Origin of the sequence: Micromonospora coriariae (assembly GCF_900091455.1) — a bacterium.
In the GTDB taxonomy this organism is placed as follows: Bacteria; Actinomycetota; Actinomycetes; order Mycobacteriales; family Micromonosporaceae; genus Micromonospora; species Micromonospora coriariae.
In genome coordinates this window covers 4608548-4635485 of the sequence record NZ_LT607412.1, presented here as the reverse complement: position 1 = coordinate 4635485, position 26938 = coordinate 4608548, and the positions used below count along the sequence as shown (strand labels likewise).

Annotated in this window: 24 protein-coding genes and 1 tRNA gene; 10 read left to right on the top strand and 15 right to left on the bottom strand. The window is 71.2% G+C overall.

Annotated features, from left to right (window positions below; all coding sequences use genetic code 11):
* Positions 1-30 precede the first annotated feature (30 nt).
* Positions 31-891, top strand: coding sequence for a serine hydrolase (locus tag GA0070607_RS21670; protein WP_089019833.1), 861 nt, complete (start codon positions 31-33; stop codon positions 889-891).
* 82 nt (positions 892-973) lie between these two features.
* Here the strand turns inward: GA0070607_RS21670 and GA0070607_RS21665 are convergent, their stop codons facing one another.
* The gene (locus GA0070607_RS21665) at positions 974-1771 is read right to left on the bottom strand and encodes a tyrosine-protein phosphatase (protein WP_089019832.1); all 798 of its coding nucleotides are present in this window, start codon (positions 1769-1771) and stop codon (positions 974-976) included.
* A 44-nt stretch (positions 1772-1815) separates the two neighbouring features.
* Between GA0070607_RS21665 and GA0070607_RS21660 the strand changes: the two genes are divergently transcribed.
* On the top strand, positions 1816-2913 hold the full coding sequence (locus tag GA0070607_RS21660) for a mandelate racemase/muconate lactonizing enzyme family protein (RefSeq protein ID WP_089019831.1): 1098 nt from the start codon (positions 1816-1818) through the stop codon (positions 2911-2913).
* Positions 2914-2971: 58 nt separating this feature from the next.
* A complete protein-coding gene (locus GA0070607_RS21655) occupies positions 2972-3889 on the top strand; it encodes a C40 family peptidase (protein WP_089019830.1) in 918 nt (305 codons plus the stop codon).
* A gap of 37 nt (positions 3890-3926) precedes the next feature.
* Here GA0070607_RS21655 and GA0070607_RS21650 read toward each other — a convergent pair whose 3' ends face one another.
* Together GA0070607_RS21650 and GA0070607_RS21645 are read right to left on the bottom strand one after the other, a co-directional pair.
* Positions 3927-4925, bottom strand: a complete 999-nt coding sequence (locus GA0070607_RS21650; protein ID WP_089019829.1) for a TerC family protein — start codon at positions 4923-4925, stop codon at positions 3927-3929.
* A 325-nt stretch (positions 4926-5250) separates the two neighbouring features.
* Positions 5251-5415 carry a hypothetical protein gene (locus GA0070607_RS21645; protein ID WP_197701113.1) on the bottom strand — a complete coding sequence of 55 codons (165 nt, stop codon included), beginning with the start codon at positions 5413-5415 and terminating at the stop codon, positions 5251-5253.
* Between the two features lie 117 nt (positions 5416-5532).
* On the opposite strand from GA0070607_RS21645, the gene GA0070607_RS21640 reads away from it, so the two are divergent.
* Positions 5533-5826 carry an antibiotic biosynthesis monooxygenase family protein gene (locus tag GA0070607_RS21640; RefSeq protein ID WP_089019828.1) on the top strand — a complete coding sequence of 98 codons (294 nt, stop codon included), beginning with the start codon at positions 5533-5535 and terminating at the stop codon, positions 5824-5826.
* Between the two features lie 100 nt (positions 5827-5926).
* Here GA0070607_RS21640 and GA0070607_RS21635 read toward each other — a convergent pair whose 3' ends face one another.
* The gene (locus tag GA0070607_RS21635) at positions 5927-6784 is read right to left on the bottom strand and encodes a helix-turn-helix domain-containing protein (RefSeq protein ID WP_089019827.1); all 858 of its coding nucleotides are present in this window, start codon (positions 6782-6784) and stop codon (positions 5927-5929) included.
* A 139-nt stretch (positions 6785-6923) separates the two neighbouring features.
* The gene (uvrB, locus tag GA0070607_RS21630) at positions 6924-9032 is read right to left on the bottom strand and encodes an excinuclease ABC subunit UvrB (RefSeq protein WP_089019826.1); all 2109 of its coding nucleotides are present in this window, start codon (positions 9030-9032) and stop codon (positions 6924-6926) included.
* 329 nt (positions 9033-9361) lie between these two features.
* On the opposite strand from uvrB, the gene GA0070607_RS21625 reads away from it, so the two are divergent.
* Positions 9362-10876 (top strand): hypothetical protein, encoded by a 1515-nt coding sequence (locus GA0070607_RS21625; RefSeq protein ID WP_089019825.1) that lies wholly within the window; start codon positions 9362-9364, stop codon positions 10874-10876.
* Between the two features lie 13 nt (positions 10877-10889).
* Here GA0070607_RS21625 and coaE read toward each other — a convergent pair whose 3' ends face one another.
* Positions 10890-12062, bottom strand: coding sequence for a dephospho-CoA kinase (gene coaE, locus GA0070607_RS21620; protein WP_089022004.1), 1173 nt, complete (start codon positions 12060-12062; stop codon positions 10890-10892).
* 156 nt (positions 12063-12218) lie between these two features.
* Positions 12219-13715 carry a 30S ribosomal protein S1 gene (rpsA, locus tag GA0070607_RS21615; RefSeq protein ID WP_089019824.1) on the bottom strand — a complete coding sequence of 499 codons (1497 nt, stop codon included), beginning with the start codon at positions 13713-13715 and terminating at the stop codon, positions 12219-12221.
* Between the two features lie 403 nt (positions 13716-14118).
* Here rpsA and GA0070607_RS21610 point away from each other — a divergent pair, with 403 nt between their 5' ends.
* The 3 genes from GA0070607_RS21610 (at position 14119) to GA0070607_RS21600 (ending at position 15670) form a co-directional block, all read left to right on the top strand.
* Positions 14119-14925, top strand: coding sequence for a class I SAM-dependent methyltransferase (locus GA0070607_RS21610; RefSeq protein WP_089019823.1), 807 nt, complete (start codon positions 14119-14121; stop codon positions 14923-14925).
* 102 nt (positions 14926-15027) lie between these two features.
* The gene (locus GA0070607_RS21605) at positions 15028-15252 is read left to right on the top strand and encodes a hypervirulence associated TUDOR domain-containing protein (RefSeq protein WP_089019822.1); all 225 of its coding nucleotides are present in this window, start codon (positions 15028-15030) and stop codon (positions 15250-15252) included.
* The gene (locus GA0070607_RS21600; protein ID WP_089019821.1) at positions 15236-15670 is read left to right on the top strand and encodes a DUF3140 domain-containing protein; all 435 of its coding nucleotides are present in this window, start codon (positions 15236-15238) and stop codon (positions 15668-15670) included. Before GA0070607_RS21605 ends, GA0070607_RS21600 begins: the two co-directional genes overlap by 17 nt.
* 159 nt (positions 15671-15829) lie before the next feature.
* On the opposite strand, the gene polA is transcribed toward GA0070607_RS21600, so the two are convergent.
* The 8 genes from polA to GA0070607_RS21560 all read right to left on the bottom strand — a co-directional run bounded on the left by polA (position 15830) and on the right by GA0070607_RS21560 (position 25925).
* A complete protein-coding gene (polA, locus tag GA0070607_RS21595) occupies positions 15830-18529 on the bottom strand; it encodes a DNA polymerase I (RefSeq protein ID WP_089019820.1) in 2700 nt (899 codons plus the stop codon).
* Positions 18530-18662: 133 nt separating this feature from the next.
* Positions 18663-19376 (bottom strand): ABC transporter ATP-binding protein, encoded by a 714-nt coding sequence (locus tag GA0070607_RS21590; RefSeq protein WP_089019819.1) that lies wholly within the window; start codon positions 19374-19376, stop codon positions 18663-18665.
* Positions 19363-20304 (bottom strand): ABC transporter ATP-binding protein, encoded by a 942-nt coding sequence (locus GA0070607_RS21585; RefSeq protein WP_089019818.1) that lies wholly within the window; start codon positions 20302-20304, stop codon positions 19363-19365. Before GA0070607_RS21585 ends, GA0070607_RS21590 begins: the two co-directional genes overlap by 14 nt.
* Positions 20297-21454 (bottom strand): branched-chain amino acid ABC transporter permease, encoded by a 1158-nt coding sequence (locus tag GA0070607_RS21580; protein WP_089019817.1) that lies wholly within the window; start codon positions 21452-21454, stop codon positions 20297-20299. Before GA0070607_RS21580 ends, GA0070607_RS21585 begins: the two co-directional genes overlap by 8 nt.
* Positions 21451-22434, bottom strand: a complete 984-nt coding sequence (locus tag GA0070607_RS21575) for a branched-chain amino acid ABC transporter permease (RefSeq protein WP_089019816.1) — start codon at positions 22432-22434, stop codon at positions 21451-21453. Before GA0070607_RS21575 ends, GA0070607_RS21580 begins: the two co-directional genes overlap by 4 nt.
* Before the next feature lie 67 nt (positions 22435-22501).
* Entirely contained in the window at positions 22502-23653 is a 1152-nt protein-coding gene (locus GA0070607_RS21570) for a branched-chain amino acid ABC transporter substrate-binding protein (RefSeq protein ID WP_089019815.1), read from the bottom strand.
* Between the two features lie 368 nt (positions 23654-24021).
* Complete coding sequence (locus GA0070607_RS21565) at positions 24022-25224, bottom strand: hypothetical protein (protein WP_089019814.1); 1203 nt, start codon at positions 25222-25224, stop codon at positions 24022-24024.
* A gap of 80 nt (positions 25225-25304) precedes the next feature.
* A complete protein-coding gene (locus tag GA0070607_RS21560; protein ID WP_089019813.1) occupies positions 25305-25925 on the bottom strand; it encodes an ANTAR domain-containing response regulator in 621 nt (206 codons plus the stop codon).
* 96 nt (positions 25926-26021) lie between these two features.
* On the opposite strand from GA0070607_RS21560, the gene GA0070607_RS21555 reads away from it, so the two are divergent.
* Both GA0070607_RS21555 and GA0070607_RS21550 read left to right on the top strand, forming a co-directional pair.
* Positions 26022-26097, top strand: a tRNA-Leu gene (locus tag GA0070607_RS21555).
* A gap of 32 nt (positions 26098-26129) precedes the next feature.
* On the top strand, positions 26130-26879 hold the full coding sequence (locus GA0070607_RS21550) for a helix-turn-helix domain-containing protein (protein WP_089019812.1): 750 nt from the start codon (positions 26130-26132) through the stop codon (positions 26877-26879).
* The last annotated feature ends 59 nt before the right edge of the window (positions 26880-26938 follow it).

Genomic DNA, 26938 nt, shown 5'->3' with positions numbered 1-26938 from the left:
ACCCGCCGGTGATCCGCTACGGTCACCGGCATGACCTGGGATGATCTCGACGCCCATCTGGACAAGGTGCCGGGCACCGTCTCGGCGTACGTGGGCCGCCTCGACGCGCCGCCGGCCTGGACCCGCCATGCCGACGCCACCCACTACGCCGCCAGCACCATGAAGGCGGCGGTGCTCGCCGCGCTGCACCGCGCCGCCGAGGCCGGCACGCTGGAGCTGGACGCCCCGGTCCCGGTGGTCAACGAGTTCGACTCGGCCCAGCCCGGCGCACCCCGCTTCTCCTGCGCGCAGCACTACGACAACGACGACGCGGTCTGGGACCGGGTGGGCGGCACCGCGCCGCTGCGCTGGCTCGCCGACCGGATGATCGTGCGGTCCAGCAACCTGGCCACCAACCTGGTCATCGGCCACGTCGGCCTGCCCGCGGTGGCCGAGGTGTGGGCGCTGGCCGGAGCCCGGCACAGCATCACCGGCCGCGGCATCGAGGACTTCGCCGCCCGCGAGGCCGGCATCACCAACCTGGTCACCGCCCACGACCTGGCCGCCCTGCTCGGCGCGCTCGCCACCGGGGCGACCAGCCCCGGCCGGCTCGCCTCGCCGGCCGGCTGCGCGTCCATGCTGGACGTGCTGCTCGCCCAGGAGCACCGCGAGGACCTGGCCGCCGGCCTGCCCGAGGGCACCCGGATCGCGCACAAGAACGGTTGGGTACGCGGCGTACGGCACGGCGCCGGGGTGGTCCTGCCCGACGACGCCCCGCCGTACGTCATCGCCGTCTGCACGACGACCGACCTGGCCGACGGCGGCCCCAGCGGCGACGAGGTCGAGGACGACGCCTGCCGACTGATCGCCCACATCTCGGCGCAAATCTGGGCGGCCCGCCACCACCTCTGACCCCACACCCACCGCCACGTCGATCTAGGGCAAATCGCCGTGAGTTGATCTACGATCACAGCGATATGCCCTAGATCGACGCTCACTCCAGCAGTTGGGCCCGCAGCGCCTTGAGGACCTCGTCGGGCAGGTTTAGGCCGTCGCGCAGGTAGCCGTCGAATGAGCCGTGTACCCGGTGGACCTCCTCGTAGCCGGCATCCAGGTACTCGGGGCGGACCTCCAGCACCGGCAGCACCGCGTCGACGTCCAGCTCGGGCTGGCGGCGCCGCATCGCCTCGACGATCACCGCGCGCAGGCTGTCGGTCAGCGCGTTGTTGCGCAGGTACTCGGCGCGGATCGTCGCCTCGTCCACCCCGAGCGCCGTCAGCAGGATGACGGTGAGCCAGCCGGTGCGGTCCTTGCCGGCCGAGCAGTGGTAGACCAACGGCAGGTTCTCCGCCCGGGCGGCCAGCCGCACCGCCTCGGCGAAGCCGACCCGCGCCGACTCGCCGGTGACGAACCACCGGTAGATCGCGGCCATCGCCGCCGCCGTGCCCTGCCGGGCCAGCTCGGCGTACGCGTCGAGGTCATGGCCGAGCAGCACCGCCGAGACGTACGTGAAGACCGGGTGCTCCGGATCGTGCACCGGCAGGTGCACCACCCGGGGCTCGCCGACCAGCCGGTCCGTCGGGGCCACCGCGATCTCCGAGCCGTCACGAAGGTCGACCACGCACGCCGGGCCGAGCTTCGCGAGCACCGGCAGGTCCTCGTCGGTGAGCCGGCCCAGCGCCGGGGTCCGGATCACCAGCCCGGTGCGTACCCGCCGGCCGTCCGCGCCGACGAGGCCGCCCAGGTCGCGCGCGTTCGGTGCGCCCACCATCTCCCAGTCCCGCCCGGTCATCCGGTCTCCCCTCCCACCGCGTGCCTACGTATAGGGTGCCCGACATGACGATCTCGGCGGTACGCACCCACCGGGTTTCCGCCCCCTTACACACCCCGTTCGTCACCGCGCTGCGCCGTACCACCACTGTGGACACACTGGTCGTCGAACTCATCGACGCCGACGGCCGGTCCGGTTTCGGCGAGGCACCGCAGGTCTGGCAGGTCACCGGCGCGTCGGTCGGTGGCGCCGAGGCGTGCGTACGGGAGCTGCTCGGACCCCTGTTGACCGGGCGCGACCCGGACGACCTGGTGGCCCGCTGCGCCGAGGTGCAGCGCGCGGCGGTCGGCAACGAGGCGGCCAAGGCAGCGGTGGACGTCGCCCTGCACGACCTGGCCGCCCGACGGTTGGGCGTACCCCTGGTGCGATTGCTCGGCGGCACCACGCTGCGGGTCCCCACGGACGTCACGCTGGCCGCGGGCGACGCGGCGGACCTGGCGTCGGCCGCGCGGCAGCGGCGGGCCGACGGCTTCGGCGTGCTCAAGCTCAAGGTCGGCACCGACGCCGCCGGCGACCTGGACCGGGTCCGGGCGGTCCGCTCGGCGGTCGGTGCCGGGGTGCGGATCCGGCTCGACGCCAACCAGGGCTGGACGCCCCGGGAGGCGGTACGGGTCATCCGCGGCATCGAGGACGCCGGGCTGGACGTGGAGCTGGTGGAGCAGCCGGTGGCCCGCTGGGACCTGGACGGGTTGGCGTGGGTCAGCGACCGGGTGTCCGTGCCGATCCTGGCCGACGAGGCGGTCTTCGGGGTCCGTGAACTGGTGGAGGTGATCCGTCGACGGGCCGCCGACCTGGTCAACGTCAAGCTGGCCAAGTGCGGCGGACTGCAACCGGCGCGCACCCTGCTGGAGCTGGCCGCCGCGCACGGGCTCGGCACGGTGGTCGGGTCGATGATGGAGACCCAGGTCGGCATCGGGGCGGCGGCGAGCCTGGTCGGCGCGTACGGCACCACAGCCGTCGCCGACCTGGACGCCGCCTGGTGGCTGGCCTGGTCACCGGTGCACGGCGGGCTCCGCTACGAGGGGGCGACGGTGGTGCTGCCGGACGCTCCCGGCCTGGGCATCTCGGGCCTGGCTGAAGCAAAGATGCAGCCCCGCAGTTGATGATCGTTGGTTTCTTTCATAGGGTTCCAGGGACAGCGGGCACGAGCTGGGGGTTGACGTGGAGCTGCAGCCGGGCCGCGAGGCCGTCGTCCGGGTCGCGGTGGCGACGCTGTGGACCTCCCCCGAGGCGGTCCGCCCGGTGGATCAGCCGGCGCTGACCGCACGCGCCGACATTTCGACCTGGGTCTCCGGCCTGGACAACGACCAACAGGTCGGCGACTGCGTGCTGAGCCAGCTACTGCTGGGCGAACGGGTGCTCATCAGCGAGCTGCGCCCGGACGGCTGGGCGCGGGTGGTCGCCGTCGAGCAACCGGCCGCCAAGCTGGACCCGCGCGGCTACCCGGGCTGGTTGCCCGCCGACCAACTGGCCCCCGTCGACCCGGCCGTCACCGGCCGCCCCCTGGTCGTGGACGCCACGGTCACCGGGCTGCGCGCCGCGCCGAACGGGCCGGTGGTGCTGCCCGGCGTGGTCGTCGGCACCCGTCTCGTCCCGGCCGGCCCAGCGGCCGACGGCTGGCAGCCGGTGCACGCCCCCGGCCAGGCCGCGCCGCTCTGGCTGCCCGACGGTCAGCTCACCTCCGCGCCGGCCACGCCACCCAGCGCCGCCGACGCGCTCGCGGTAGCGCAGCGGCTGCTGCACGTCGTCTACGTCTGGGGCGGGCTCTCCGCGTACGGCATCGACTGCTCGGGGCTGGTGCACCTGGCCTGGCGCCGCTTCGGGGTGCTGCTGCCCCGCGACGCCGACGACCAGGCCGAGGCGACCACACCACTGCCGCTGGGTGAGGAGCGTCCCGGCGACCTCTACTTCTTCGCCCGCCCCGGCCGGAAGATCCACCACATCGGCATCGTCACCGCAGTCCCCGGCGACCACGAGAACCGGCGGATGCTGCACGCCTGCTACCGGCGGCGGCGAGTGGTGGAGGAGCCGCTGCCGGCCGACCGCACCGCCACCCTGGTCGGCGCGCACCGGGTCTGACCGGCCGGGCGCTGACCCGCACCCGGCCGGCGGCGGGTCAGCGTCGAGCCTCGGCCAGTTCGCGGCGTCGGTCCCGGGCGGACTTCATCAGGCTGGCGACCGTGGCGACCAGCAGGGTGCCGAGGATGACCAGCAGGGAGAGCCAGATCGGGATGTGCGGCGCCCACCCCACGTGCTCCCCGCCGTTGATGAACGGCAGGTTGTTGTCGGCCAGCGCCTCGAGCACCAGCTTGACCCCGATGAAGCCGAGCACCACGGCCAGCCCATAGCTCAGGTAGATCAGCCGGTCGAGCAGGCCGCCGAGCAGGAAGTAGAGCTGACGCAGGCCCATCAGCGCGAAGACGTTCGCGGTGAAGACCAGGTAGGGCTCCTGGGTGATGCCGAAGATCGCCGGGATGGAGTCCAGAGCGAAGATCAGGTCGGTGGTGCCGATCGCGATCATCACGATCAGCATCGGCGTGAAGAGCCGCCGGCCGTTCTCGTGGGTGGTCAGCTTCGCGTCGTCGTAGCTCTTGGAGATCGGCAGTGCCCGACGACTCCACCGGATCAGCAGGTTCTCCGAGAACTCGCCCTCGTCCGGCTCGCCCTGCCGGGCCAGGTTGACCGCCGTGTAGATCAGGAAGGCGCCGAAGATGTAGAAGACCCAGGAGAACTGCGAGATCAGCGCGGCGCCGGCGGCGATGAACCCACCGCGCATCACCAGCGCCAGCACGATGCCGACCAGCAGCACCTTCTGCTGGTACTGCCGGGGCACCCCGAAGCGGGCCATGATGATCACGAAGACGAAGAGATTGTCCACCGAGAGGCTGTATTCGGTGAGCCAGCCGGTGTAGAACTGCCCGGCGGCGCTCGCCCCGGAGGCGAACCAGACACCGGCCCCGAAGAGCAGGGCCAGGCCGACGTAGAAGGCGACCCAGAGGCTCGACTCGCGCACACTGGGCTCGTGTGGCCGCCGACCGATGATCAACAGGTCGACGAGCAGAACCGCAGTCAGTGCGACGAGCGTTGCCGCCCACACCAATCCGGACACGTCCAACTTTCATTCCTCCGGCAGACACGCGGCGTCGGGCACACCGTACGCCCCCGCGGGGGCCGGTGTGCCGCTGACGCTCACTCTGGTGACTGTCGGAGGTCTCTTCCGCCACCTCCCGCGAGCGGGACGGCGACCGACGGGGCCGGGTCGGGGCCGCCGACGTTCCGGCGATCGACCGTGCTGACGACTCCGTCGCGAGGGAATACTCCCCTCCTCCGCGACCATTGTTCCTCACCACGCCGTGTGATCGCACCCCGGGCAACCGGTGTCGCCGCCCACCCGCCGACCGGGAATAACGTCCGACACGTCCCTCAGGCGTCCTAGGAGGCTAGTGCGTGCCGGGTGCGACGAGCGGGTCGCCGAGCGGCCAGCCGGCGGCGAGCAGCGCGTCGCAGGCCGCCACCGCACGGACCAGCCGCTCGGCGTGCGGTCCGGCCAGCTCCACCACCGGCACCCCGCACCCCGCCAGCTCGGCGCGGAACCGCTCGGTCATCCAGCCCCGCAGATGTTCCCCGTCGCGATCATCACGGTGCCACCCTAGGGTCTGTGTCGGCACCGGAACAGAACCCTCCACGCCGCCCGGCCGGCCCCTCGTGGGAGGCTCTCCACCATGGTGCTTGAGGTCGCGCTGATCGACGTACTGCCCGGAAACGAGGACGCGTTCGCCGCCGCGTACGCCCAGGGCCACCCGGTGCTCGCCGGGACGCCTGGCTGCCGCTCGGTGCGGATGACCCGGGGGATCGAGTCCCCGACCCGCTTCGTGCTGCTGGTCGAGTGGGACTCGGTCGAGGCGCACGAGGAGAACTTCCGGGCCACCGAGCGCTTCACGCGGTGGCGCGAGCTGATCGGGCCGTACTTCGCCGGGCCGCCCCTGGTCGAGCACTTCATCGACGTACCGGCCTGAGTGGAGCTGTCGTACCCAACGGTTATCGTGCCCTCCGCACGCGCCGGCCGCCGGCCCCGACGGGCTCGGGGGCGCCGGGTCCGGTGGTCGCGCCGTGCCCTCATTCGCCGACGCGGCGGGCCAGCGCGGTGACCGTCTCCTCCGGCGACAGCGCGGCGGCCAGCAGAGCCTCGGTCATCCGCTCGTACCGGTCCACGTCAAGCGCGGTGGTCAACCGGACGTCGGTGGTCAACGCCTCCAGCATCACCGTCCGCGGATCCGCAGGGTCGGGAAAGGCATACCAGGAGTACGGGGTGAGCGGGTGCAGCCCGTCGCCGGCCACCCCGCGGGGCAGCAGCCGCACCGTCACGTGGGCCAGCCCGCTCACGGCGACCAGGTGCCGCAGCTGCTCACGCCAGACCGCGACCGGCAGGTCACCCGGGTCGCAGGCTGCCTCGGCCAGCACCGCCGTGTAGCGCGGCGGGTCTGCCCGGCGCAGCACCTCCTGTCGCAGCGCCCGGGCGCGCACCTCGGCCTCCACGTCGACCTCGGGCGTGAGCAGGGCGCCGGCGGCGACCCGCAACCGGGCGTACGCCGGGGTCTGGAGCAGCCCCGGCACGACCGCCGGCTGATATTCGACGATGTGGGCGGCACCCGCCTCCAGCTCGGCGTACGTGCGCTGCCGCTCGCTCATCTCGCCGAACGTCTTCCACCAGCCGCGGCTGGTGGCCGCGTCCCGGGCGATCACGATCAGCGCGTCCCGGGTGGGCGCCGGCACCTGGTAGACGTCGAGCAGATCCAGGACGTCGGCCAGGTCCGGGCGGCTCTGGCCCAGCTCGATGCGGGACAGTTTGGACGTCGACGCCCAGCCCAGCCGGTCGCAGACCTGCTCCAGGGTCAGCGCCTCGCGGCGGCGTAACTGGCGCAGCTCGGCGCCGAGCCGCACACGTCGAATGACAGGACTTGTTGGCACCGGCATCCCCGCCTCCCCACCGAGGGAGAGTACGCAGGACGATCACCCAGTGCAATACCACGCTCGCGCACCGCAACCGCCCGATCACTCCCGTGGACCGGGCGGACCGGCTCGCACCTGCCGTTTCGGCCCGCTGGCGTGATCGTCACTTCACGCCGGCGGCGTCCATGCCGCGCAGCTCCTTCTTCAGGTCGGCGACCTCGTCGCGGATCCGGGCCGCCAGCTCGAACTGCAGCTCGCGCGCGGCGGCCAGCATCTGGTCGTTGAGCTCCTGGATGAGCTGGGCGAGGTCGGCGCGTGCCATCCCCTCCCGGGAGGGGGTGGTGGCGGCGGCCCGACTCCGGCTGCGGGTCTCCTTGACCGGCGCCTTGCCCCGCGAGAGCTGGCGCACCGCGCCCCCGACCCGGGAGTTCTCGGTGTCCTCCGCCTCGCGGTAGATGTCGTCCAGGATGTCGTGGATCTTCTTGCGCAGCGGCTCCGGGCTGATCCCGTGCGCCTCGTTGTGCGCGATCTGCTTGGCCCGGCGCCGGTCGGTCTCGTCGATCGCGGCCGCCATCGACGGGGTGATCTTGTCGGCGTACATGTGCACCTGGCCGGAGACGTTACGGGCGGCCCGGCCGATGGTCTGGATCAGTGACCGACCGCTGCGCAGGAAGCCCTCCTTGTCGGCGTCGAGGATCGCCACCAGCGACACCTCGGGCAGATCCAGACCCTCGCGGAGCAGGTTGATGCCGACCAGCACGTCGTACTCGCCCTTGCGCAGCTCGCGCAGCAGCTCCACCCGGCGCAGCGTGTCGACCTCCGAGTGCAGGTAGCGCACCCGGATGCCGTTCTCCAGCAGGTAGTCCGACAGGTCCTCGGCCATCTTCTTGGTCAGCGTGGTGACCAGCACCCGCTCGTCCCGCTCGGTGCGCAGCTTGATCTCGTGCATCAGGTCGTCGATCTGGCCCTTGGTCGGCTTGATCACGACCTCCGGGTCGATCAGCCCGGTGGGACGGATGACCTGCTCGACGAACTCGCCCTGGGCCCGCTCCAGCTCCCACGGGCCCGGAGTCGCCGAGAGGTAGACCGTCTGGCCGACCCGCTCCAGGAACTCGTCGAAACGCAGCGGTCGGTTGTCGGCCGCGCTGGGCAGCCGGAAACCGTGGTCGATGAGCATCCGCTTACGCGAGGCGTCACCCTCGTACATGCTGCCGATCTGCGGGATCGTCACGTGGGACTCGTCGACGACTGTGAGGAAGTCGTCCGGGAAGTAGTCGAGCAGGCAGTGCGGCGGGCTGCCGGGCAGCCGCCCGTCCATGTGCATCGAGTAGTTCTCGATGCCGGAGCAGAAGCCCACCTGCCGCATCATCTCGATGTCGTAGGTGGTGCGCATCCGCAGCCGCTGCGCCTCCAGCAGCTTGCCCTGCCGCTCCAGCTCGGCCAGCCGCTCGGCCAGCTCCACCTCGATGTCGCGGATGGCCCGCTCCATCCGCTCCGGGCCGGCCGCGTAGTGCGTCGCCGGGAAGATCACCAGCTGGTCGACCTCGCGGACCACGTCACCGGTCAACGGGTTGAGGTAGTAGAGCTTCTCCACCTCGTCGCCGAACATCTCGACGCGGACGGCCAGCTCCTCGTACGCCGGAATGATCTCCAGCGTGTCGCCGCGGACCCGGAAGGTGCCGCGGTTGAAGGCCATGTCGTTGCGGGTGTACTGGATGTCGACCAGCCGGCGCAGCAGCTTGTCGCGGTCGAGCTCCTGGCCCACCTCGACCCGGACCGCCCGGTCGAGGTATTCCTCCGGGGTGCCCAGGCCGTAGATCGCCGACACGGTCGCCACCACGATCACGTCCCGGCGGGTCAGCAGCGACATCGTCGCCGAGTGCCGCAGCCGCTCGACCTCCTCGTTGATCGAGGAGTCCTTCTCGATGTAGGTGTCGGTCTGCGGGATGTACGCCTCGGGCTGGTAGTAGTCGTAGTACGAGACGAAGTATTCGACCGCGTTGTGCGGCAGCAGCTCGCTGAACTCCTTGGCCAGCTGCGCGCAGAGCGTCTTGTTCGGGGCGAGCACCAGGGTCGGGCGCTGCAGCCGCTCGATCAGCCACGCGGTGGTGGCGCTCTTGCCGGTGCCGGTCGCGCCGAGCAGCACCGTGTTGCGGTCGCCACGCCGGACGCGACGCTCAAGGTCGTCGATGGCGGCGGGCTGGTCGCCGGCCGGCTGGAAGTCACTGACGACCTGGAAGCGGCTGTCGAGCCGGGGAATGTCGAGCGCCATGACCTCAACGGTACGCCGGAGGTCCGACAGGAACCGCCGTCACGGCGGGTACGTGATCAGCTTCAATATTCCCATTGTGTGGCGCATGTCACCGGCGCTAGGCTCTCGCTGTAGGCCGCTCGCGGCGGCCGACCGGGCCGGTGGCCCAGGCCACTCATCTCGGCCGGCCACCCCCGGCACTGCGGTCGCAGCACCCGGCGCGTCCGGCGTGCGCACCCGTGTGGTCGCGCTCGAGGCGCAGACCGGCCGCCGCGAGCGCCCCTGCTCGTTCCGGCGATGCCACCCACCCCTGCTCGTCACCCCGCCGCCGCCCGACCCGTTTCACATCCGTGGACACCTCTGCGACGCGCGACACCGACAGCACGTCCCGCCCCGGCCGCGCCGCCGACCCGGCCGCCGACACCACGGGCCCGACCCGAGCCGGCCGCCGCCGCCGGACGGTGCTCCTGCTACTCGGCCTGACCGCGGTCACGTCCGCGACCGCGCTGGTGATCGGGCTGTTGAGCTGGTCGCCCGACCCGCCCGAGCCCGCCCGGCCGCTGACCGTGGCCGAGGGCGAGCGGCTGGCCGCGATGCGGGTCACCAACCTGCGGGACCTGCGCGCCGGGGTCCGCGTCACGGTCGGCACCGGCGCCGCCCGTACCGAGCTCGTGGGATGGGTGGACTGGTCGCGGCCGCTGCTCTACCTCGACGTGGGTGGGCCGGGCGCGGGCGCCGAGCGGGGCCTGTTGCAGAGCGTCGGTCCGGTGCTGGTGATCCGGCCGGACCCGTCGGCGGTGCCCACTCCCGCCGCGCCGCCACTGGTGCCGCCGGCGGACCACTGGCGGCTGCACCACCTGGCACCCGGCGCGGGCCTGGCACCGGTGCTCGACCTGCTCCTCGGCCTCGCCGCCGACCGCCCGGACCCGGCTCAGGCACTCCGCGACGGCGGCGCCCGCTGGCTGGCCCGGGACACCGTCGCCGCCGGCCCGGTGGACGTCCTGCAGGCGCCGCTGCCGGGCGGCGCGCGCGCCAGCGGCAACCCGGCACCGGGCAGCGCGGCGGCCGGCACGCCGAGCGCGGGCGGCGACGCGGACGGGCAGCCCCGCTACTGGCTCGACCAGGACAGCCGGTTGCACAAGCTGGTCGCCCGACTGCCCGGCGTCGGCCCGGTCACCGTGATCCTCAACCGGGCGGACCGGCCGACGCTGCGGCCGGTGGACGCGCTCGGTGGCCGGCCGGGGCTGCCCCGTGCGCTGACCGACGCCGAGCGGGACCGGCTCAGCCGCCTGCCGGCCCGGCTGCGCGCGCAGGGCGGGGCCGCGCTGACACTGACCGCCCCGGTGGGCACGGACACCAACCTGCGCGGCGCCGGGTGGTTGAGCTGGACCGCGCGCACCGCGTACCTGGCGGTGGCCGATCTGGGCGTACCGGATCGCCGGACCCTGCTCCGGCGGGACACCGCCGGTCTGGCCCGGGCGGACGTACCGGCCGCGGCCGGTGGCGGTGGCACGGCCGAGGCGCCGGGTCGGCCGCCGCTGCCGCCGCCCGCCGGGGCGTGGCGGTTCACCCGGTCCGGTACGGACGACCTCAGCCTGCTGGTTGGCGCGGCGGTGGCCGCCGCCGGGTCGGCCGGGCAGCGCGGCGCGGCCGTGTGGATACGCGAGGACGTCGCCGCCGGGCGGACCGTGGACGTCATCGAACTGCGCACCGCGGACGCGCTCCTGCGCTACTGGATCGACCGGAACGGGTCGCTGCGCCGGCTGGAGCTGCACACCGCCCCCGGCGCGTGGGCACAGCTCGACCTCAACCCCGCCTCGGTGCCCCGGCTGGCCCCGGTGCCCCGCGCCGCGGCCACCACCTGACCGACCGTGGCGCCTACGGCCGCCAGCCGTTCTGCGCGGCCCACCGCTCGGCGCGCAGGTACTCCTCGTCGAACCAGGGGTCGCGCGCCGTACCGGAGCCGCTGACAACCGGTGCCGCGTCGGCCAACTCCCGCTGGTGCAGCAGGTAGCCGGCCCGCCGGCCCGGGTCGGCGCGCAGGTGGTCGCGCGTCAGCAGCGCGTACCGCCAGCCCGGCGATCCGGCCACCCGCACGTGCAGGCGCACCGGGCGGGCCGGGTCGGCGCTGCCGTGCAGCCGCTTCTCCCACCGGCCGCTGCCGGCCGGGCGCGCATCGTCCCACCACTGCCCCGGCACCCGCGGGAACCCGGCGTTCGCCAACCGGTCGGCCAGCGTCCCGTCGGCGTCGGCGAGAGTGGGCACGGCCACCTGCACGTCCATCACGTCCTCGGTGGCGAGGCCGGGCACGGCGGTCGCGCCGATGTGGTCGATCCGCAGGTCGGCCGGGGCGAGCGCGTGCCGGATCCGAGCGGCCAGCCGCGCGTACTGCTCGGGCCAGGTCGGGTCGACCTCGACCCGGCCCGGCGGGACCACCCGCCGCGCACGCAGGTTGTGCTCGTAGGGCAGCAGCCGCTTGTGCCAGAGCCTGTCCACCTCTGCGTGCAGCGCCGCGAGGCTTCCGTCGTTGGTCAGCACCACGTCCGCCACCGCGCGGCGGCGGGCGTCGTCGGCCTGCGCGGCGATCCGCCGCTCGGCCTCCGCACGGTCCATCCCCCGGTCGCGCGCCAGCCGCTCCAGTCGGGTCGGTACGGCCGTCTGCACCACGACCACCAGGTGGTACGTGGGCGCGAGACCGACCTCCACCAGCAGCGGTACGTCGTTGACGACGATCGCGTCGGGTGCCGCGGCGGCGACCAGTTCGGCGGTGCGGGCCCGGACCCGGGGATGGGTGATCGCCTCCAACCGACGGCGGGCGGTCTCGTCGGCGAACACCACCGCGCCCAGTGCGGCGCGGTCCAGCGCGCCCTCGGCGTCCAGCACCCGCTCGGAGAAGGCGGCGACGATCTCGGCCAGGCCCTCGGTGCCCGGCGCCACGACCTCCCGGGCCACCCGGTCGGCGTCGACGAGCACGGCACCCCGCTCGACCAGCCGCGCGGCCACAGCGCTCTTGCCGGACCCGATCCCGCCGGTCAATCCCACCCTCAGCACCGGACCAGTCAACCGGATCACGGACCCGGCCGCCAAACCGGTGTGGGGCGCTGGTGGTGGCGGTGAGATCGTGCTCGATCCTGGATGAGTACGGCGAGGGCCCCGCCCCCGACGATCCGAAGATCGCGGGGACGGGGCCCGTCGTCGTTCAGCGGGTCACTTACCGCCGGCGAGCTTCTCCCGCAGAGCGGCGAGCGCCTCGTCGGTGGCCAGGGTGCCGGCCGGCTCCTCGGCCTGCCGGCTCGGGGCCGGGCTGGTCGAGGAGGTGGTGCCGCCAGCGGCCGGGACGGCCGGAGTCGGGTTGGCAGCCGCCTCGGCGTCGGCGGCCCGGGAGGTCTGCACCTGCTTGGTGTGGGCCTCCCAGCGCAGACGGGCCTCGGCGTACTGGTTCTCCCAGGTCTCGCGCTGCTTGTCGTACCCCTCGAGCCACTCGCCCGTCTCCGGGTCGAAGCCCTCCGGGTAGATGTAGTTGCCCTCGGCGTCGTACGTCGCGGCCATGCCGTAGAGGGTCGGGTCGAAGTGCTCCTCGCCCTCGACGAAGCCCTCGTTGGCCTGCTTGAGCGACAGCGAGATCCGGCGGCGCTCCAGGTCGATGTCGATGACCTTGACCATGACCTCGGAACCGACCTGGACGACCTGCTCCGGGATCTCCACGTGGCGCTCGGCCAGCTCGGAGATGTGGACCAGGCCCTCGATGCCGTCGTCCACCCGGACGAACGCACCGAACGGGACGAGCTTGGTGACCTTACCCGGCACGATCTGCTGGATCGCGTGGGTGCGGGCGAACTGCCGCCACGGGTCCTCCTGCGTCGCCTTCAGCGACAGCGAGACCCGCTCGCGGTCCAGGTCGACGTCCAGGACCTCGACCTCGACCTCCTGGCCCACCTCGACGACCTCGGACGGGTGGTCGATGTGCTTCCAGGACAGCTCGGAGACGTGCACCAGACCGTCGACGCCGCCAAGGTCCACGAACGCGCCGAAGTTGACGATCGAGGACACGACGCCCTTGCGGACCTGGCCCTTCTGCAGCTTGTTGAGGAACTCGGTGCGCACCTCGGACTGCGTCTGCTCCAGCCAGGCCCGGCGGGACAGAACCACGTTGTTGCGGTTCTTGTCCAGCTCGATGATCTTGGCCTCGAGCTCCCGCCCGACGTACGGCTGCAGGTCGCGCACGCGCCGCATCTCGACCAGGGACGCCGGCAGGAAGCCGCGCAGCCCGATGTCGAGGATGAGGCCACCCTTGACCACCTCGATGACCGAACCGCGGACGACGCCGTCCTCGTCCTTGATCTTCTCGATCGTGCCCCAGGCCCGCTCGTACTGCGCCCGCTTCTTGGAGAGGATCAGACGACCCTCCTTGTCCTCCTTCTGGAGGACCAGGGCCTCGATGTGGTCACCAACCGTCACAACCTCGGCGGGGTCCACGTCGTGCTTGATCGACAACTCCCGAGAGGGGATGACACCCTCGGTCTTGTAGCCGATGTCGAGCAGGACCTCGTCCCGATCGACCTTGACGACGGTGCCTTCGACAATGTCGCCGTCGTTGAAGTACTTGATGGTCTCGTCGATCGCGGCGAGGAAAGCCTCCTCGGAACCGAGATCGTCGTGGGTGACCCGGGTGGCGCTCGAGGGGGCCTCGATGCTGCTCGTCATGTGGGCGGTTGCTCCGGTCGGATGGGTTGTCACAGCAGGCTGGTGTCGCGGTGACCTGTTCGCGCCAGCGGATCCGTCGCCGGGCACACCGAACGATCGCCTAGTGAGATCATGATGTGGCTCCGTCGACCGCGCACCTGCTCCCTGCCGAGGCAACGCGATCCGCGAGCGCATCGTCTAGCCTACCGTGCGCATTACCACAGCGTGCAAGCCCTCCCGGCTTCTCGCCCTGCGATGACCTGCGAAAGCCGAACAATCGCCCGGATACCGCCCCTGCTGTCTCCTGCGTCACACGGGCACCAGCAGCACCACCCGGCGGGTGTCCGGCCGGCAACGCGAAAGTGCCGGCGGGTCGGCCGGCCCACCGCACCCCGACGGTCGCGACGGGGCCTAGCGTGAGCGGGTGGATGACGACAGCCGGGTGACCCGGCGCCGGGTGGGTGACGCCGAGGCCCGGCGGGCCAACCGCGGCTGGTGGGACACCGACGCCGACGACTACCAGGCCGAGCACGGCGCCTTCCTCGGAGACGTGGACTTCGTCTGGTGCCCCGAGGGGCTGCGCGAGGTCGACGCCCGGCTGCTCGGCGAGCTGCCCGGGCGCCGGGTGCTGGAGGTGGGCTGTGGCGCCGCGGCCGCCGCCCGTTGGCTGGCCACCCAGGGCGCCCGGCCGGTCGCCTTCGACCTGTCCGCCGGCATGTTGCGGCACGCCGCGGAAGCCGCCGACCGCACCGGGGTACGCGTACCGCTGGTGCAGGCCGACGCGCTCGCCCTGCCGTTCGCCGACCGGTCGTTCGACCTCGCCTGCACCGCGTTCGGCGCGATCCCGTTCGTGGACGACTCGGCGGCCCTGCTCGCCGAGGTGCACCGGGTGCTGCGCCCCGGCGGCCGGTGGGTCTTCTCGGTCACCCACCCGATGCGTTGGATCTTCCTGGACGACCCGGGCGAGGGCGGGCTGACCGCCGTGCACTCGTACTTCGACCGCTCCCCCTACGTGGAGCAGGACGAAGCCGGCGTGGCCACCTACGTCGAGCAGCACCGGACCCTCGGCGACCGGATCCGGGAACTGGTCGGGGCCGGGTTCCGGCTGCTGGACCTGGTGGAACCGGAGTGGCCGGCCGGGCACGAGGGCATCTGGGGGCAGTGGAGCCCGCTGCGCGGCCGGCTCTTCCCCGGCACCGCCATCTTCGTCACCGAGAAGCCCGCGGCATGACCGCGTCGCACTCACGGTGCGGCTGCCGATCGCCGAGATCACGCCGTAGTCCGCCGGGCCGGCCGGCCGTTTCGCCCCGGCGCGGTCGGGTAGCCGGAACGTATGGCCGAGCAGAGGGAGTTCCGCGAAGGCGACCACGTCTCCTGGGCCAGTCACAGCGGACGGGCATACGGCGTGGTCAAGGAGAAGCTGGTTGATCGGACGCACGTACGCGGGCACGCCGTGAACGCGACCGAGGACGAGCCGCAGTACCGCATCCGCAACGACGACTCGGGCCGGGACGTGGCCCACCGCCCGGAGGTGCTGCGTCATGAGCGCGGATCATGACGGCCGGGACACCTACCGGGAGTTCACCGAGGCGGTGAACATGAAGCCCGGCGAGCTGTCGTCCTGGCTGGAGACCGACGAGTCGAAGCAGGTCGGCTGGCACAAGGGCGGCAGCTCCGGCGGCGGCGAGTCGGTCGGGCACGAGTCCGGTCGAAAGATCATCGACCTGTTGCGCCGCAAGCGCGCCGACCTGTCGGACGGGGACTACAAGCACATGCGCAAGGTGGTCGGCTACGTCCGCCGGCACATGGCCCAGCGCCCCTCCGGCAACGTCCGCGACACCAAGTGGCGCTGGTCGCTGATGAACTGGGGTCACGACCCTCTCAAGGGTCCGCTTCCGCCACCGGGCGGCCCGTCCCGGCGGGCGCTCGATCGGCACGGCACACCGCCGAAGGAGCGCCGAGGACCCGGCCGCTGACCCACGCTCCGGACGGCACCACTCTGATCAACAACGCCGAACAGCCCGACCACAGCAACCTCGTCGGGGTTCCGGGGCAGCCCGACCCGGGCAGGGATCAAGCCTGACCGCCCGGAGTGGGTCGGGCTGCCCCGGAACCCCCACCGCAAGCAACAGAAATCAGTGGTCGGCGCTGTTCCAGTCCCGCCCTTCGCCGACCGACACCTCCAGCGGCACCGACAGCGGGTACGCCTCGCCCATCTCCCGCCGGACCAGCGCCTCCAACACCTCGCGCTCACCCGGCGCGACCTCGAAGACCAACTCGTCGTGCACCTGCAACAGCATCCGGGAGCGCAGCCCGGCCTCGCCCAACGCGGTGTCGACGTGCAGCATCGCCAGCTTGATGATGTCGGCCGCCGAGCCCTGGATCGGGGCGTTGAGCGCCATCCGCTCGGCGATGTCGCGGCGCTGCCGGTTGTCACTGCCCAGATCGGGCAGGTAGCGACGGCGACCCAGAATGGTCGAGGTGTAGCCGTCCTGACGGGCCCGGGCGACCACCTGGTGCAGGTAGTCACGCACCCCGCCGAACCCGGCGAAGTAGTTCTCCATCAGCCCGCGCGCCTCTTCGGTGCCGATGTTGAGCTGCTGGGACAGCCCGAACGCGCTCAGCCCGTACGCCAGGCCGTAGTTCATCGCCTTGATCTTGCGGCGCTGGTCCGGCGTGACCTCGTCGACCGGCGTTCCAAAGACCGACGAGGCGGTGGCCGCGTGGAAGTCGGCGCCGGAGTTGAACGCCTCGATCAGCGCGTCGTCCGAGGACAGGTGCGCCATGATGCGCATCTCGATCTGGCTGTAGTCGGCGGTCAGTAGGCACTCGTAGCCCTCGCCCACCACGAACGCCCGGCGGATCCGCCGGCCCTCCTCGGTGCGGATGGGGATGTTCTGCAGGTTGGGCTCGGTGGAGGAGAGCCGGCCGGTGGCCGCCACCGTCTGGTTGAAGGTGGTGTGGATCCGGCCGTCGTCGGAGACCGACTTGAGCAGACCGTCGACGGTGGACTTGAGCTTGGCCACGTCCCGGTGGCGCAGCAGGTGGGCCAACACCGGGTGCGGATTCTGCGCGTAGAGCCACTGCAGGGCGTCCGCGTCGGTGGTGTAACCGGTCTTGATCTTCTTGGTCTTGGGTAGGCCCAGCTCGGTGAAGAGGATCTCCTGCAACTGCTTGGGCGAGCCGAGGTTGAACTCCCGGCCCACCGCCTCGTACGCGCCCTGCGCGGCGGCCTTCACCTCGGCGGCGAAATGCGCCTCCAGCTCGGACAGGTAGTGCGTGTCGGCGGCGATGCCGGTACTCTCCATGCCGGCCAGCACCCGCATCAGCGGCAGCTCCACCCCGGCCATCAGCCGGGCGGACTGCTCACCGTCGCGGGACAGCTCGGCGTCGATCGCGTCGGCCAGGTCGAGGGTGGCCCGGGCCTGGAGCATCAGGTTCTGCTCGGCCACGCCCTCGTCACCCAGCCCGTCGAGGGTGAGCTGGCCGGACTCCGGGACGTCCACCCGCAGCTCGCGGTGCAGGTAACGCAGCGCCAGGTCGGTCAGGTCGTAGGAGCGCTGGTCGGGGCGGGCCAGGTAGGCGGCGATCTGGGTGTCCCGCACGATGCCCGCCAGCTCCCAGCCGTGCGCGGCGCAGGCCAGCACGGCCGGCTTGCTGTCGTGCAGCACCTTGGGCCGATGTGCGTCGGCCAGCCAGGCGGCCAGGGCGCCCTCGTCGGCCGGGTCGAGACCCGCCGGGTCGACCCAGGCCGCCGCGCCGCCGGCCGTGGCCAGCGCCAGACCGACGACGGAGGCGGCGTGCCGGCGGTTGGGGCCGGTGTCGAGCTTGACCGCCATCCCGACCGGGGTGCCGGTCGGGGCGTGCGCGGCCAGCCAGCCGGCCAGCGCGCCGGGCGCGGTGAGCACCTCGCCGGTGAGGTCGAACCCGGACTCGGCCTCCGGCTCGACCGCCTCCAGGTACTGGTAGAGCCGGTCGCGCAGGATGCGGAACTCCAGGGTGTCGAAGACCTGGTGCACCGCCTCCCGGTCCCAACCGGTCCAACGGGTGTCCTCCGGGCGCAGCGGCAGCTCCAGGTCGGAGACCAGGCGGTTGATCTCGTAGTTGCGGATCACGTCGGCGAGCCGCTCCCGCAGGCTGTCGCCGGCCTTGCCCTTGATCTCGTCAGCGCGGGCGATCACGCCCTCCACCCCGCCGTACGTGGTGATCCACTTGGCCGCGGTCTTCGGGCCGACACCGGGGATGCCGGGCAGGTTGTCGCTGGTCTCGCCGACCAGCGCGGCCAGGTCCCGGTACTGCTGCGGCCCGACGCCGTACTTCGTCTCGATCGCCGCCGGGTCCATCCGGGCCAGGTCGGAGACGCCCTTGCGGGGGTAGAGGACGGTGATCTGGTCGTCGACCAGCTGGAACGCGTCCCGGTCACCACTGCTGATCAGCACCGACATGCCCTGGTCGCGGGCCTGGCAGGCGAGCGTGGCGATGACGTCGTCGGCCTCGAAGCCCTCCTTCTCCACCACCGGGATCTGGAGCGCGGCCAGGACCTCCTTGACCAGGCTGACCTGGCCCTTGAAGTCGGTCGGGGTCTCGCTGCGGCCGGCCTTGTATTCCGCGTATCTGTCGGTGCGGAAGGAACGGCGGGAGACGTCGAAGGCCACGACGATGTGGGTGGGCTGCTCGTCCCGCAACACGTTGATCAGCATCGAGGTGAAGCCGTACACCGCGTTGGTCGGCTGACCCGTCGTGGTGGAGAAGTTTTCCACCGGCAGGGCGAAGAAAGCCCGGTATGCCAGGGAATGTCCGTCGACGAGGAGCAGGCGCGGCGTCGTAGCTGTCACGGCAGCGACTCTAGTCCGTCGCACCGACATCCCCGGGTGGCGGCACCGCGCGTCCGACGGGAACGGGACAGCCGGCCGGAAAAGCCGGCGGCCGGCCACCCCGCGAGGGATGGCCGGCCGCCGGTCGGATGGCTCAGGCCACGCCGAGGTACGCCTCCTTGACCGACGGATCGTGCAGCAGGTCCTGACCGGACCCCTCCTTCACGATCTGACCGGTCTCCAGCACGTAGCCGCGGTGCGCCCGCGACAGCGCCTGCTGGGCGTTCTGCTCCACCAGCAGGATCGTGGTGCCCTGCTGGTTGATCTCCGTGATGATGTCGAAGATCTGCCGGATCACCAACGGGGCAAGACCCATCGACGGCTCGTCCAGCAGCAGCAGCTTCGGTCGGCTCATCAACGCCCGGCCGACCGCGAGCATCTGCTGCTCGCCGCCGGAGAGCGTGCCACCGGCCTGCTTGCGCCGCTCGGCCAGCCGCGGGAACAGGGTCAGCACCCGGTCCAGGTCGGCGGCGATGCCGGCGGAGTCCCGCCGGGTGTACGCCCCCATGTCCAGGTTCTCCATCACCGTCATACCCGGGAAGATCTGCCGACCCTCCGGCGACTGACACAGCCCCCGGACCACCCGCAGGTCGGCCCGAAGCTTGCTGATGTCCTCGCCGTTGAACGTGATCTTTCCGCTGGCGAGCGACCGGGTTCCGGAGATGGCCCGCATGGTGGTGGTCTTACCGGCGCCGTTCGCGCCGATCAGCGCCACCACCTCACCCTCGTTCACGCTGAGGCTGATGCCGTGCAGCGCCTCGATCCGGCCGTAGGCTACGGCGACGTTCTCGAGCTCAAGCAGCGTCATCGGCGGGCTCCCCCAGGTATGCGGCGATCACCTTCGGATCGCGGCTGACCTCCGCGGGCGCACCCTCGGCGATCTTGCGGCCGAACTCCAGCACCACGATCCGGTCGGTGACCCCCATGACCAGCCGCATGTCGTGCTCGATGAGCAGGACGGTCAGGCCCATGTCACGGATCTTGCGAATCAGGGTGAGGAGCTCCTCCTTCTCCGCCGGGTTGAAGCCGGCGGCCGGCTCGTCCAGGCAGATCAGCTTCGGCTCGGTGGCCAGCGCCCGGGCGATCTCCAATCGGCGCTGGTAGCCGTACGGCAGGTTGCGCGCCTCGTCGTTGGCCCGGTCGGCGATCCCGACGAACCGCAGCAGCTCGAGTGCCTTGGCCTCGGCAGCCCGCTCCTCCAGGACGTACCGGGACAGCCCGAACGCCTTGGCGCAGGACCGGCGGATCTCCTGCCACGTCCGGGCGAGCCCGGACGGGGCCGTGACCTGCGGCAGCTCGTGCGGCTTGGCCTTCAACCGGGGCACCCGGAACAGCGCACCCGGCACGCTCGTCTTGTGCCGGGAGTCCGTCCCGACCATGACGTTCTCCATCGCCGTCATCTCCGGGAAGAGACGGATGTTCTGGAACGTCCGCGAGATGCCGAGCTGGCTGATCTGGTGCGGCTTGCGGCCGGTCACCTTCTGGCCACGGAACCGGACCGCCCCGGAGGTCGGCTTGTAGACGCCGGTCATCACGTTGAAGCTGGTGGTCTTGCCGGCACCGTTCGGGCCGATCAGACCGAGGATCTCACCCTCGTAGATCTGGAAATTGATCTTGTCGAGGGCGACCACGCCGCCGAAGCGGAGCGTGACGTCGTCGACCTCGAGCAGCACCGAGCGCGGGCCCGGCTGGGTCGGGATCTTCGGCGTCGCCGTGCTGGTGGTCTGGTCAGACATGAGCGGGCGCCTCCTCTGCCTCCGCCGCGCGGTCCTTCAACTCGCGGGCCCGTCGCCGGCTGGGGATCAGGCCCTGCGGACGCAGGATCATCACGAGCACCATGGCCAGACCGAACACCAGCCACCGGTAGTCGGCGAAATCGCGGAACCGCTCCGGCAGGTACGCGAGCAGCACCGCGCCGAGCGAGACGCCGATCATGTTGCCGGAGCCGCCGACCACGACCATCGCCACGAAGAGGATGGAGAGGTTCGCGTTGAACTGGGTCGGGTCGATGAACGCGTTCCGGCTGCCGAAGAGGAAGCCCGACAGGCCGCCGAGCGCCGCACCGATGGCGAACGCCCAGAGCTTGAACTTGAACGGGTACACGCCCATCACCGCCGCGGCGTCCTCGTCCTCCCGAACGGCGAGCCACGCCCGGCCGACCCGGCTGCGCTCCAGCCGGCGGACCAGGAACACCATGATCAGCACGAAGGTGATCGCCAACCAGTACCAGGGCTTCGCGTCGATCAGGCCGAAGACCTTGTTGTCCGGCGACGGCGCACCCTCCGGGCCGGGAATGGCCGAGATGCCGACCGGGCCGTTGGTCAGCCCGGTGGCGTTGCGAGCCACGATCCGGATGATCTCGCCGAAGCCCAGCGTCACGATGGCCAGGTAGTCACCGCGCAGCCGCAGCGTCGGCCAGCCCAGCAGCACCCCGGAGATCATCGTCAGCACGATCGCGATGAACAGGCAGATCGCCCAGGTCACCGCCCACGTCGACGGCAGGTTGAACTCCTGCTGGATCCACTTCACCACCGGCGAGTTCACCGAACCGAACAGCGCCACGCTGTACGCCCCGATGGCGAAGAAGCCGATGTAGCCCAGGTCGAGCAGGCCGGCGAGGCCGACCACCACGTTCAGGCCGATCGCGACCAGCACGTAGATGGCGCAGACGAAGAGCACGCCCGCCCAGTTGTTGCCGCCCTGGATCGAGTCGGTACGCAACCAGGTCAGGCCCGGGATGCCGAGCAACGGCAGGTAGTAGAGGATCGCCACGAACGCGGCCAGCCCGAGGGCCTGCTGCCACTTCGTCAGCGCCCGCCAGCGGTCGCCGACCGTGGTCAGCATGCTCACCCGGCGGCGATCAGCGGAGCGAATTTTGTCGATCATGCGCGGGCCCTCCCGAGAGACTCGCCCAACAGACCGGTCGGCCGGAACATCAGCACCACGATCAGCACCACGAAGGCGATGACGTCCTCCCAGTTGGACGCGAAGAGCGTCGCGCCGTAGACCTCGACGACGCCGAGGAAGAGGCCACCCAGCAGCGCGCCGCGCAGGTTACCGATGCCGCCCAGGACCGCGGCGGTGAACGCCTTGAGGCCGAGCACGAAGCCGATGCTGTTCTGGGTGAAGCCGAACCGCATGCTCCACAGCAGAGCGGCGGCACCGGCCATGATCCCGCCGAGCACGAAGATCAGCATGATCACGCGCTCCTGGTTGACGCCCATCAGCGCGGCGGTCTCCGGGTTCTGCGCCACCGCCCGCACACCCCGGCCGTACCGGGTGCGGTTGATGAACCAGTCCAGCATCGCCATCATCGCCACGGCCGCGATGAAGACGATCAGCTGAATGTTCGTGATCGCGGTGTTGCCGATGGTGAACAGGGTCTCCTGCTGGATGATCGTCGGCATTCCGACGATCTGCCGGGGCCGGCCGAACACATCCGGCAGCACGCCACCGAGCAGCTTGGGCAGCACCTGCCCGAAGAGCTCCACGAAGACCAGTGACAGACCGATAGCGGTGATCAGGAAGATCAGCGGCGGCGCGTTCTTCCGCCGCAACGGCCGGTACGCGATCCGTTCAAGAGCCAGAGCCGTACCGCCCGAGGCGGCCGCCGCGACGGCCAGACCGAGCACCAGGAGCAGGATCGCCTGGCCGACAGGCGGGTTATTTTCCACCCCGAGCTGGTTCCAGAGGATCAGCACCGCGAAGGTACCGACCATGAACACCTCGGAGTGCGCAAAGTTGATCAGACGAAGGACGCCGTAGACGAGGGTGTAGCCGAGGGCGATCAGGGCGTAGATGGCGCCCTTGGACAGGCCGTCGACCGTGTGCTGGCCGAGATGGCCGATCAGTTCATCGAAATGCACCGGGGGTCTCCTTGAATCGAGTACGGCCGGGGTGAAACACCCCGGCCGCACTCCATTGCGTGGGGCGTCAGCTGAGCTTGAGCTCCTGCAGCGCTTCGATGGCCTCGCCCTTGATCTGGTAGGCCCAGATGACGACCTTCGTCGGGTCGACGTCACCCTTGGAATCGAACTTGATGTACTTCGACACACCCTGCTTGTCGTACGCCTTCACGTACGCCAGGATGTCGGCCCGGGTCTTCTTGCCGTCCTTGAAGGCGTCCAGGTAGATCTTCGCGCCGTCGAAGCCCTCAGCGCCGTAGGAGCCCGGCGGGATGCCGTACTCCTTCTGGTAGTCGGCGGAGAAGGTGCCGCCGGCCTTGTCAGGCGGGAGGCAGGGGCAGGTGATGATCGCGCCCTCCGCGCCGCCGGAGGCACCCTTCGGGAACGCCGGGTCGTACAGACCGTCCGGACCGACGAACTTGGCCTTGACACCGGCGGCACGCATCTGCTTCACCAGCGGAGCGGCCTCACGGGTGTAACCGCCGTAGAAGACGAAGTCCGCCTGCGCAGACTTGATCTTGGAGATGGTGGCGTCGAACTGCGCCTGCCGCTCCTGGATCTTGTCCTTGTTGACCACCAGCGGGCCGAGCTGCTTGCCCAGTTCGTCGGTGATGCCCGCGCCGTACGCGCTGGCGTCATCGATCATGAAGACCTTCTGCGCGTTCTGGGTCTTCAGGTAGCTCGCCACCGCGCCGGCCTGCGTGCCGTCGTTGCCGACCACCCGGTAGAAGGACGTGTTGCCCTTCTGGGTCAGGTCGGTGCGGGTCGCCGACGGGCTGATCATCGCCAGGCCCGCGGCCTGGTAGATCGGCATCGTGGCGTCCGACTCACCGGAGAAGTGACCACCGATGACACCGAGGAACGAGTTGTCCCCCGCGATCTGGTTCGCGAACGGGGTCGCCACCGCGGGGTCACCCTGGGTGTCGAACTCCTGCATGGTGACCTTGCAGTCCGGGTTCGCCGCGTTGAACTGCTTCACGGCGAGCTTCGCGCCGTTCAGCGACGGGATCACCAGACCCGCGTTGTCACCCGTGAACGCGCCGAAGATCGCGATCTTGCCACCGCAGTCACCGGACGCGGTCCCACCATCGTCGCCACCGGAATCCTGGCAACCAGCCGCGACCACCAGGGTCGCGGCGAGCGCAACGGTGCCCAGCGCCCGTACATAGCTTCGCCTCACGGCTTCCTGACCTCCTCCAGATGCGGACGCGGCTGACCCGAAGCGACGGCGACAGCAGCAAACCCGCAATTCCACCCACCCCGCAGGGACTCCCCCTGCGTTACGGCTCGTGATGGCGGAGCGTACCGACACCGCACACCCTCCCGGAAGGCCTGAACGGGGGGTCTGCGAAACCGTTACGAAGACGTGGGCAATCCTGTCGATGTCCGTAACAGGTGAATCCGTCGGTCGGTCCTTAATCGCGCGGCCGGTCGGAGCTCACCCGCATCGACCCGGACCATCCTGCCCTGGACGAAAGGCCCCTTGACCTGCGAAAACTACTCGGCACGCCCGCACCGCAGGCCGAGACGCGGCGCAACCACCGACATTCAGGCACCCGGGACACCCGCCCACCACAGCGCGGACCGCGAGCCGTCGTCCGCCGCCAACCACCACCGGTCGCCCACCGCCACCAGCGTCACGTCCCGGTCGGCCCCCGCCGGCACGTCGAGCGGCATCGCGACCTCCCGCCACGACCCACCCCGATCCGCCGAGACCCACACCGAGTACCGCGCACCGTCGGCGACGGCGGCGACCAGCCGGTCCCCGGCGACGACCAGTGAAGCCACCGCCGGCACCCCGGCCCCGGCCCGCCGACCGAACGCTCCGCCGGCCACCCAGCCCGCACCCTCCTGCCGCCACGCGCCGAACGTCGACCCGCGCAACCCGACCGCCACCGGCACCCCGCCGACGACCGCCACCCGCTGCAACTCCTCGTACTCCGGACCACCCGGCAACACGGTGCGCCGCCACGACCGCCCGTCCGGCGACGACCACACCGCCGGATCGCGGTCGATCCGGCCGGCCGGCAGCAGGCCACCCACCGCCAACCAGCCCGGCGGCGCCGCCACCGCGTCGAACGCCCAGGTCACGCCGACCGCATCGCTGGCCAGCTCCGGCGCGCCCTCCACCAGCTCGAACTCCGTCGCCGGCGGCGACGACACCCAGGAGGCCGCGCCCGCCGAGCGGTTGCCGACGATCAACCAGCCCGACGCTCCGGCCACCAACCGGGACACGTTCACCGCCGTCGGCCCGCCGAACGTCTCGAACGACGCCTGCACCTCGCCCAGCGTGCCGTCGGCCAACGGCCGCCAGGTGCTGATCCGCGGATACCCGTGCGCCCCACCGGTCTTGGCGCCGATCACCGCCGCCTTCCCGCCCCGGCAGGCCACCGACGAGAGCACGTTCTGCCGGCCGTAGAAGGAATCCGCACGCACCGGCACGACCGTCCAGGCCGTACCGTCCACGCTGGTCCACGCTGCCGGACGGGTGCCGCCACCCGCGTCGGCCACACCGCCGACCACGAACCAGCGACCCGCGCAGGCCGCCGCGTCGCGGAGCAACAGGCGGCCCGCGCCACCCGGCGGCGCCGGCAACGCCAGCGGCTGCCACCCCGGCCGGAGCGCCGGCGCGGGGGCGGCCGTCGGCCCGGCGCCGGTCGAGGCGCCACCGGACGGCTCGGCGGAACCGTCGCAGCCGGAGACCAGCAGCGCGAAGAGGCCGAACACCGCGATCACCCGTCGGACGGTCACGGGTCGATGCTATTCCCCGAGGGCGCCGCGCGGCGGCCCCCGATCCGCGTGCGCCCGGAACCGGCCCCACGGGCGACCGGTCAGACGGTCGGCTGCGCCACCTCACCGCCGGCGGTCTCGGCGAGAATCCGCTCGGCGACCTCCTTCATGGTCATCCGGTGGTCCATCGCCGTGCGCTGGATCCACTTGAACGCCTGCGGCTCGGTCATCCCGTACGTGGTCATCAGCGCGCCCTTGGCGCGCTCCACCGTCTTGCGGATCTCCAGACGGTCGGTCAGGCCGGCGACCTCCGCCTCCAGCGCGGCGACCTCGGAGTAGCGCGACAGGGCGATCTCCACCGCCGGGACCAGGTCGCTCTTCTGAAAGGGCTTCACCAGGTACGCCATCGCGCCGGCCGCCCGGGCCCGTTCCACCAGGTCACGCTGGCTGAACGCGGTCAGGATGATCACCGGGGCGATCCGCGCGCCGGCGATGCGCTCGGCGGCGGCCAACCCATCCATGATCGGCATCTTGATGTCGAGGATGACCAGGTCGGGCTTCAATTCCTCGGCGAGGCGCACGGCGGTCTCGCCGTCGCCGGCCTCCCCCACCACCTCGTAGCCCTCTTCGACCAGCATCTCGGCCAGGTCCAGCCGGATCAGCGCCTCGTCCTCGGCGATCAGCACCCGCCTGCGCTCGGCATCCGTCGGCGTCTCGGCCACCAGCCCTACCCCCACCAGTTAGAACCCGACACCCGCCCAGCCGGGTGTCACCGCCCTCAGCGTAGTGGGTAACCTATCCAGGCCGGGAAACTGAAGGCCCCTGTAGTCCAATGGCAGAGACAGTGCACTCAAACTGCATACAGTGTGGGTTCGAATCCCACCGGGGGCACCAGGACTGTCGTACGCGCGTTCGATGATGTTGTCATGCATTCCCCGGAGGTGCGTGCTCGCGCTCGGGAGCTCCACCTGTCCGGAGCCAGCATCGCCGATGTCGCCCGCGGCGTCGGGCTCCCCTATCGCACCGTCTGGCACTGGTGTCGAGACCGCCCCGAACCCGTCGTCCACGGCACCGCGCTGCGCTGTTTCCGCTGCCGGGAGGGCGTCGACAATCCGACAGATCAACCGGCATACGCCTACCTGCTCGGTCTCTACCTGGGCGACGGGCATCTGGTCACCTCGGCGCGGGTCCCGGTGCTCCGCATCGTCTGCAGCAACAGCTGGCCCGGGCTGATCGAGGCGTGCGACACGGCCATGCGGGCAGTGCTCGCCACGAAGGTGCAACGCATTCCCAAGACCGGCTGCGTCTCGGTGGAAAGCAGCGGCAAGCACTGGCCATGCCTGCTCCCGCAGCACGGCCCGGGAAAGAAGCACGAACGTCCGATCGTCCTCGCCGACTGGCAGCGGCCGATCATCGAGCGCCATCCCGGCCACTTCCTCCGGGGCCTGTTCCACTCGGACGGCTGCCGGTTCGCCAATCGGGTGACGGTGCGGGGCAGGGAGTACGTCTACCCGCGCTACATGTTCTCGAACAGGTCGACCGACATCATGACTCTGTGCCAGTGGGCGCTCGATCTGCTGGGGATCGCATGGCGGATGAACCTGCCCTGGTCACTGTCGGTGGCGCGGCGCGAGGCGGTCGCCGCCCTGGACCGGCACGTCGGCCCGAAGTACTGACCGCGCCACGCGCGGACTGTAGCCGGCGCCGTGACCCGCCCGCTCTTTCGATGCTGCGC